The organism is Streptomyces sp. AC558_RSS880 (assembly GCF_019049255.1).
GTDB lineage: Bacteria > Actinomycetota > Actinomycetes > Streptomycetales > Streptomycetaceae > Streptomyces.
This window is the reverse complement of sequence record NZ_JAGMUJ010000195.1, coordinates 1-7820: the sequence shown is the minus strand read 5'-3', so window position 1 is coordinate 7820 and position 7820 is coordinate 1. Positions and strand designations below refer to the sequence as shown.

The following is a 7820-nucleotide window of genomic DNA, read 5'->3' as shown; positions in this document are numbered from 1 at the left end:
CCCCGCACCCCCCGCGAAGAGACCCTGTGCACCCTCTTCGCCGACGTCCTGGGCCTGGACACCGTCGGCATCGACGACAGCTTCTTCCACCTGGGCGGTCACTCCCTGCTCGCCACCCGCCTCATCAGCCGCATCCGCACCGTCCTGGACACCGAACTCGACGTGCGCGCCGTGTTCGAGGAACCCACCGTCGCCGGACTCGCCCGCCGGCTCGACACCGCCCGCACCACCCGCCCCGCCCTGACCACCAGGACACGCCCTCCCAAGATCCCCCTCTCCGCCGCCCAACGCCGCCTCTGGTTCATCAACCGCCTCGAGGGCCCCAGTGCCACGTACAACATCCCGCTCGCGGTCCGCCTGCGGGGATCGCTGGACGTGCCGGCTCTGCGTGCGGCCCTGAACGATGTGGTGACCCGGCACGAGAGCCTGCGCACCACGTTCCCGGACACCGACGGCCGCCCCCGCCAGGAGATCCTCGCCCCCGAGCGGGCGACCGTGGACCTGACGGTCGACGACGTCACCCCCGAAGACCTCGACGAGCGCGTCGGAGCCGCGGCGCAGCAGGGCTTCGACCTGGCGCACGAGCTGCCGGTGCGCGCGCGGCTGTTCCGGGTCACGCCCGAGGAGCAGGTGCTGTTGCTGGTCGTGCACCACATCGCGGGTGACGGCTGGTCGATGGCGCCGCTGTCGCGCGATCTTTCCACCGCCTATGCCGCGCGCAGCACCGGATCCGCGCCCGAGTGGCAGCCGCTGCCGGTCCAGTACGCCGACTACACCCTCTGGCAGGAGGACGTCCTCGGCCACGAGGACGACCAGGACAGCGCCATGGCGCGGCAGCTCGACTACTGGCGCCAGGCCCTGAACGACATTCCGGAGGAGCTGCGGCTGCCGGCCGACCGGCAGCGGCCCGACGTCTCCGGCCATCGGGGCGGGACGGTGCCGCTGCACCTGCCGCCGCACATCCACCGGCAGGTCGTGGGAATCGCCCGGGCGCGCGGCGCGAGCGTGTTCATGGTGATGCAGGCCGCGGTGGCCACGCTGCTGAGCAAGCTCGGCGCCGGTGAGGACATCCCCGTCGGCAGCACGATCGCGGGCCGCACGGACGAGGCGCTCGACGACCTCGTCGGCTTCTTCGTCAACACCCTGGTCCTGCGCACCGATCTGTCCGGGAACCCGACCTTCCATGAGCTCGTCGACCGGGTGAAGGAGACCGACCTGGCGGCCTACGCCCACCAGGACGTGCCCTTCGAACGCCTCGTGGACGAGCTCAACCCGGAGCGTTCGCTGACCAGGCACCCGCTCTTCCAGGTCATGCTGTCGTTCCAGAACAACGCCGCGGAGCAGACCGTCATACCCGGCGTACGGGTCGAGCCGTACACGGTGGGCCTGGACATCGCGAAGTTCGACCTCGCCTTCCAGCTCAGCGAGCGGTTCGCCGATGACGGGACACCCGCGGGCATCGAGGGCGGCATCGAGTTCGCCACCGACCTGTTCGACGCGGCCACCGTCACGACCTTCGCGGAACGCCTGGCCAGGCTGCTGGAAGGTGCCCTCGAGTCCCCGGACGCCCCGGTGAGCTCGGTGGACGTGCTGTCGGCCGAGGAGCGTGAGCACATCCTCACCGGGCTGAACCCCGTGGCGCACACCGTGCCGCAGACGACGCTGGTGACGCTGTTCGAGGCCCAGGTGGCGCGGACACCGGAAGCCGTCGCCGTGACCAGCGGGCGGACCGCGGTCTCGTACGCGGAACTCGACACGCGGGCGAACCGCCTCGCGCGGTACCTGATCGCGCAGGGGGTGGGGCCGGAGCAGCTGGTGGCCCTGGCCCTGCCGCGTACCGAAGAGATGATCGTCGCGCTGCTGGCGGTGCTGAAGGCCGGTGCCGGATACCTGCCCGTCGACCCGGACTATCCGACGGACCGCATCGCCTACCTGCTCCAGGATGCGCGGCCGGCGCTCGTGCTGTCATCGACCGGGACCGCCGCGGTGCTCGACGCCGTACAGGTGGACGCCGACGCACGGCTGGTGCTGGACGATCCTGCGGTGGTGGACCTTCTGGGCACCCAGCCCGACGCGCCCGTCACCGACGCGGACAGGACGTGCGCGCTCTCGCCCCTGCACCCCGCCTACGTCATCTACACGTCGGGCTCCACCGGCCGCCCCAAGGGCGTGACGATCCCGCACCAGAACGTCGTGCGTCTCTTCCGTACGACCGAGAGCTGGTTCGGCTTCGGCGCGGACGACGTGTGGACCATGTTCCACTCGTACGCCTTCGACTTCTCCGTGTGGGAGATCTGGGGTCCCCTGCTGTACGGCGGGCGGCTGGTGATGGTCCCGTACGAGACCAGCCGGTCGACCCGGGAGTTCCGGTCCCTGCTGTCGGAGGCCGGAGTGACCGTGCTCAACCAGACGCCGTCCGCGTTCTACCGGCTCATCCAGGAGGAGCAGGAGAATCCGGCGGCGGGTGGGCTCGCCCTGCGGACCGTCGTCTTCGGTGGCGAGGCGCTGGACCTGGGGCGGCTGGAGGACTGGTACGGAATCCACTCGGACACCGCTCCCACGCTCGTCAACATGTACGGCATCACCGAGACCACCGTGCACGTCACCTACCGCGCGCTGAACCGGCGGAGCGCCGCCGCCCTCGACGGAAGCGTCATCGGCGAGGCCATTCCCGACCTCAGGGTGTACGTGCTGGACACGGGCCTGCGTCCGGTGCCTGCCGGCGTACCCGGTGAGCTCTACGTCGCGGGTGCCGGTCTCGCACGGGGCTATCTGAACCGCCCCGGCCTGTCCTCCGAGCGTTTCGTGGCCTGCCCCTTCGGCGGTCCGGGCGAGCGGATGTACCGCACCGGTGACGTCGTGCGCTGGACGGCCGACGGCGAACTGGAGTACTACGGCCGCGCGGACGACCAGGTCAAGATCCGCGGCTTCCGCATCGAACTCGGCGAGGTCCAGGCCGCGCTGTCCTCGTTCGAGCCGGTCGCGCAGGCCACCGTCCTGGTCCGCGAGGACCAGCCGGGCAACAAGCGTCTGGTCGCCTACGCCGTCCCGGCCACCGGGCGGACCGTCGACACCGACGCGCTGCGCACGCATGTCGCCTCGCTGCTGCCCGATTACATGGTCCCCGCCGCGTTCGTCACCCTCGACGAACTCCCGCTGACCGCCAACGGCAAACTCGACCGCAAGGCCCTGCCCGCACCCGACTTCCACACCCACATCACCGGTCGCGGACCGCGCGACCCGCGCGAAGAGACACTCTGCGCCCTGTTCGCCGAGGTCCTGGGCCTTGAGACCGTCGGCATCGACGACAGCTTCTTCGAGCTCGGCGGCGACAGCATCGTCTCCATCCAGCTCGTCAGTCGCGCCCGCTCCGCCGGACTGCTCCTCACTCCGCGCGACATTTTCCAGCACCGCACCGTGGAGGCGCTCGCCGCGATCGCCGCGGACGCCGACGACAGCGCCGACGGTGCCGGCTCCGGCGCGCAGGACCCGGACGCGGGCATCGGCGACCTGCCGGCCACCCCGATCATCCACTGGCTCGCCGAGGCCGGTGGCGCCACCGACGGTTTCAACCAGGCCATGGTCGTCCAGACGCCTGCCGACGCCGATCTCCAGGCGCTCACCGCCGCCCTCCAGGCTCTCCTCGACCACCACGACGTGCTGCGCCTTCGGACGGCGCGGCCCGAGGGAGCCGACTGGACCCTCTCCGTCCAGGCCAGGGGCGCCGTCGACGCCCACGACGTGCTGCGGCGCGTCGACGCCCGCGGTGTCCACGGCGACGACCTGCTGGCGCTCATCACGGAGGAATCACGTACCGCCCAGCGCGCTCTCGCCCCGGACCGGGGCGCGATGCTCCGGGCGGTGTGGTTCGACGGTGGCCCGGGCACCGCGGGCCGACTGCTCCTGATGGCGCACCACCTGGTGGTGGACGGCGTGTCCTGGCGCATCCTGCTTCCCGACCTGGCGGCCGCCTACCGGGCCGCCGACGCCGGTGACGTGGTGGAGCTCCCCGCTGTGGGGACCTCCTTCCGCGCCTGGGCGCGGGGCCTGGTCGAGGCCGCCTCCACCGAGGCCCGCACCGCGGAGCTGGACGTCTGGACCGCCATGCTCGGGACCGAGGACCCGCAGCTCGGCAACCGCCCCCTCGACCCCCACCGGGACACCGCCGCCACCGCCCGCACCCTGTCCGTCACTCTCCCTCCCCACCTCACCGAGCCGCTGCTCACCACCGTCCCCGCCGCCTTCCACGCGGGCGTCAACGACGTGCTGCTCACCGGCTTCGCGCTGGCGGTGGCGCACTGGCGGCACAACCGGGGCCTGACGGGTCACGGGGTCCTGGTGGACCTCGAGGGGCACGGACGCGAAGACCTCGTTCCCGGCGCCGACGTCTCCCGTACGGTCGGCTGGTTCACCAGCCTCTACCCGGTCAGCCTCAACCCCGGTGCGGCAGAGGCTCAGGGGCCGGAGGCGTGGACCGGTGGAGCCGCCGTGGGAGACGCCGTCAAGGCGGTCAAGGAACAACTGCGCACGCTGCCGGACAACGGCGCCGGATACGGCCTGCTGCGCCACCTCAACCCGGAGACCGCGAGGGCTTTCGAAGGTCTGCCCGTACCGCAGATCGCCTTCAACTACCTCGGCCGCTTCGAACTCGGCGACGGGACCACGGCGGCGTCCGACTGGGAGCTGGTACCCGGCGCGGACACCGGCAACGGACGTGACCCCGAGGGCCTGCTGTCCCATGCCCTCGAGCTGAACGCCCTGACCGTGGACAACGCCGACGGCGGCTCACTGGTCGCCAACTGGACCTGGGCCGCAGGCGTACTCGACGAGGGCGACGTCCACGACTTGGCGGACACCTGGTTCCGCGCCCTGGAGGCCATCGTCACGCACACCTCGGACCCGGACGCCGGCGGCCACACCCCGTCCGACTTCCCGCTCGTGGAGCTGACCCAGACCGAGGTCGACGAACTCCAGCGGATCGAGGGTGAGTTGGCCGACGTGCTACCGCTCGCCCCGCTGCAGCAGGGACTGCTCTTCCACGCCCTCTACGACGAGGACGGCTCGGACGTCTACAACGTCCAGATGGCCTTCGACTTCGAGGGCGAACCGAACAGCACCGCATTGCGGGCAGCCGCGGCCGAACTGCTGCACCGGCACGCCAACCTGCGCGCCGGCTTCCACTCCCGGGAAAGCGGCGACCCGATTCAGGTGATCCCCCGGCAGGTGGATCTGCCGTGGACAGAGGTGGACCTGAGCGGACTGCCGGAGGCGGTGCGCGAGGAAGAGCTGGCCCGACTGGTCGCCGAGGACCGCATCCGACGCTTCGACCTGACCGCTCCCCCTCTGATGCGCTTCACGCTCGTCACCATGGGGCCCGGCCGCCACCGGTTCCTGATCACCAACCACCACATCCTGCTGGACGGCTGGTCGACACCGGTCCTACTGGACGAGTTGTTCACGCTGTACGCCACGGAGGGCGACGCTTCGGAACTGCCGCGCGTGACCCCGTACCGCGAGTACCTCGCCTGGCTCACGGAGCAGGACCGCGCGCAGGCGGAGGCGGCCTGGGAAAGCGTGATCAGCGGCCTGGAGGAGCCGACCCTGCTGGCCGGCCCCACCCATGGCGAGGGATCCTCCCTCCCGGACCGTCTGGTGGTCGAACTCTCCACGGACGAAACGGCGCTCCTGCTCGCGCAGAGCCGTCGCCTCGGAGCCACCACGAACACCCTCGTGCAGACCGCCTGGGCCATGCTGCTCGGTCACCTGACGGGCCGTGACGACGTGGTGTTCGGCGCGACGGTCTCGGGCCGGCCGGCGGACCTTCCCGGCGTCGAGTCCATGGTGGGGCTGTTCATCAACACCCTCCCGGTACGGGTCGTGCTCGATTCGTCCGAGACCCTGGGCAGCCTCGTCAGCCGCGTCCAGGAGCAACAGACCGACCTGCTGCCGTACCACCACGTCGGCCTGAACGACGTACAGCGGCTGACCGGGCACAGTGAGCTCTTCGACACCCTCGTCGTGTTCGAGAACTACCCGATCGACGACGAGACGCTGGAGCAGGACGACCACGGCCTGCACATCGTCTCCGGTACGAGCCGCGACGCCACCCACTACCCGCTCAGCCTCATAGCGGCCCAGACCGAATCCTCCTTCGAACTCCGTCTCGACTTCCGCCCCGACCTCTTCGACCGTGAGCGCGTCGCGGCCATCGGAGAACAACTCCGCGGCCTGCTGATCACGCTGGCCGAACACACCGAACTGCCCGTGGGCCGCACGAGGCTGATTTCGGCAGCCGAGTACCACCGGGTCGTCGAGGGGTGGAACGCGACGGGGCGTGAGGTCGCCGCGGGGACGCTGGCGGAGGTGTTCGAGGCGCAGGTCGCCTCCACTCCGGACGCGGTCGCGGTCGTCTTCGAAGACGAGGTCCTGTCGTATGCCGAGTTGGAGGTGCGGGCGAACCGGCTGGCGCACGAGCTGATCGCGCAGGGTGTGCGGCCGGGAGCGTTCGTGGCGGTCGCGGCCCCGCGGTCGCTGGAGCTGGTCACCGCCCTGTACGCGGTGCTGAAGGCGGGCGCGGCGTATGTGCCGGTGGACCCGGACTACCCGGCCGAGCGGATCGGCTGGATCCTCGAGGACGCCGCCCCGGCCCTGCTGCTGACCACGAACCAGGTCGCCGGCCGGCTGCCGCAGACCGAAGTGCCCCGGCTGCTGCTGGACACCGACCAGGGCCGGGCCGGTGAGCGTCCGGGCACCCGTCCCGAGGTGGTGGTGGCGTCCAACGCGCCGGCGTATGTGATCTTCACGTCCGGGTCGACCGGACGGCCCAAGGGCGTGGTGGTCGGCCACGACGCGATCCACAACCGGCTGGCCTGGATGCAGGACACCTACCCCCTGGACGCCGGTGACCGGGTGCTGCAGAAGACCCCGTCCGGGTTCGACGTGTCGGTGTGGGAGTTCTTCTGGCCGCTGCGCACCGGCGCCGCCCTGGTCCTGGCCCGGCCCGAAGGGCACAGGGACCCCGCCTATCTGGCCGGTCTGATCCAGCAGCAGCAGATCACCACGGTGCATTTCGTGCCGTCGATGCTGCAGGCGTTCCTGGCCGAGCCCGCCGCCGCCGGATGCACGAACCTGGCCCGGGTGATCTGCTCGGGCGAGGCCCTGCCCGCCGACGCCGTCCACCGCTTCCACCAGCTGCTGCCCGGCGTGGACCTGCACAACCTCTACGGCCCCACCGAAGCCGCCGTCGACGTCACCGCCCACCACGTCCACCCCGACACCACCGGTGCCTCCGTCCCCATCGGCCGGCCGGTGTGGAACACCCGCACCTACGTCCTGGACGCGGCCCTGCGCCCGGTACCGCCCGGCGTGCCCGGCGAGCTCTACCTCGCCGGCATCCAGCTCGCCCACGGCTACACCGGCCGCCCCGCCCTGACCGCCGAACGCTTCACCGCCGACCCCCACAGCACCCCCGGCACTCGTATGTACCGCACCGGCGACATCGCCCGCTGGAACACCCACGGCACACTCGAATACCTCGGCCGCGCCGACGACCAGGTCAAACTCCGCGGCCTGCGCATCGAACTCGGCGAAATCGAGTCGGCACTCCTCACCCACCCCGCGGTCGGCCAGGCCACCGTCACCCTCCGCGAGGACCGGCCCGGCCACCAGCACCTCGTCGCCTACCTCGTCCCCACCCCCGGCCAGGAACCCGACCCCGACCACCTGCGCACCCACCTGACCGCGGTCCTGCCCGACTACATGATCCCCGCCGCCTTCGTCACCCTGACCGAACTCCCGCTGACCGCCAACGGCAAACTCGA

The 7820-nt window shown here is 71.2% G+C and carries 1 protein-coding gene; it reads left to right on the top strand.

What is annotated here, in order from left to right:
• Positions 1-7820, top strand: a 7820-nt coding sequence (locus KUM38_RS40685; protein WP_217137187.1) for a non-ribosomal peptide synthetase, incomplete at both ends; no start/stop codon positions are given.